1 protein-coding gene is annotated in these 1,330 nt (G+C 38.7%); it reads right to left on the minus strand.

Features of this window, described 5'->3' with window-relative positions; translation table 11 throughout:
- Nucleotides 1-157 precede the first annotated feature (157 nt).
- On the minus strand, nucleotides 158-1,225 hold the full coding sequence (locus tag FFM73_RS12510; RefSeq protein WP_137631943.1) for a matrixin family metalloprotease: 1,068 nt from the start codon (nucleotides 1,223-1,225) through the stop codon (nucleotides 158-160).
- Nucleotides 1,226-1,330 lie beyond the last annotated feature (105 nt).

Consider the following 1,330-nt stretch of genomic DNA (forward strand, 5'->3'; position numbering starts at 1 on the left):
AAAGTATAACGCCTGGGAGACTAGGTGTCCTTTTTTTGCAAAAAAACAGGCCTAAGTTTCTCAGTGTTGAACTTAATCAACACTAAAAAGCTTAGACCCCTTTTTTCAAGTCAAAACCATCGTTTATATTTAGAAAAATTTCATTTGGTTCAATTTATTACTTCAGCATATCCATTGTAACAATATGTTTATCAGATACCCGTGTAAACGTTTCCGTTGTGCGAGTTTTGGTCCCATTTGAAACAAAAATTCCTTGACCGTCGTTCATAACATGCAAGTTTCCATCGTCATCTTTATGGAGAACAACCATAACTCGATCCCCATCTTTTAAGAGTTGTGAATTAACGATATCCACTTTGTCAGTTCCAGATTGGTAGAAACTGAGGCTCTCAGCCGTATTTCCCTTTAAGCTTTCAGAAACATCAAGTTTATGGGTGGTGTAATGGTTTTCCTTATCTTGTGAGAAATCATCGTGAGATTGACTATCTTTTACAGTTCCAACTACAATCATATCACTGTCTGCCTTCAGTGCTTGAATTCCAGATTCATTGGAATAATCTTTTACATAATTAATTTGTGTGCTGTATAGATGATTTTTTACATCTGTTGGAGTATCAGATTCGGCGTCTGTTGAGCGTAATGCTGAACCTTCATAAATATGATTTACCCCGTTGATATCATCTTGAACGATGTGTTGCTCTCTAGGCGCAGGGTTCATAATACTAGTTGCCTCTGAATTATGATCAAGACCAATTGCGTGTCCCATTTCATGTGTTGCTACGGCTGCTCTTTCTGTGTTGGTGTAATTATATTTGTCCAGATTGTAGCGGTTTAATAGTATAGTTGCCCCGGTTTGCCATGCTGGATTATTAGCATCAATATGAACTCGATAAGTAGTCATACCTGTGGCGTCTACCCACTGACCAGTACTTTCACTCACGGAACTAGTATAAGTTCGACTATTTACATTACTAGTTTCAGTCCAAGTGAATGCTCCTGTTCCGTTCCAGTTATCACGAGCAGCACGCCAAATATCTCGGTAACGGTCACTGGATGATTTATTATAGAAGGATGCTTTAGGGTTTTCGTATCGTACTCCGTACCCGTCAGGAGAGACTTCTTGGGGAGTCATTGCTGCACTTGCATTGGTTGCAACTCCCATTAAGGAAATAAAGCTTGTAATTACAGCTCCTGATACTAGGATATTCTTCAATGTTGTGTTCATATGAATGGGTCTAAGCTTTTTAGTGTTGATTAAGTTCAACACTGAGAAACTTAGGCCTGTTTTTTTGCAAAAAAAGGACACCTAGTCTCCCAGGCGTTATACTTT

It is taken from the genome of Secundilactobacillus hailunensis (assembly GCF_005405185.1).
Classification (GTDB): domain Bacteria; phylum Bacillota; class Bacilli; order Lactobacillales; family Lactobacillaceae; genus Secundilactobacillus; species Secundilactobacillus hailunensis.

Coding starts and splice junctions, on each gene's coding strand:
- FFM73_RS12510 (WP_137631943.1), bottom strand. CDS start 1,225: ATGAACACAACATTGAAGAATATCCTAGTATCAGGAGCTGTAATTACA.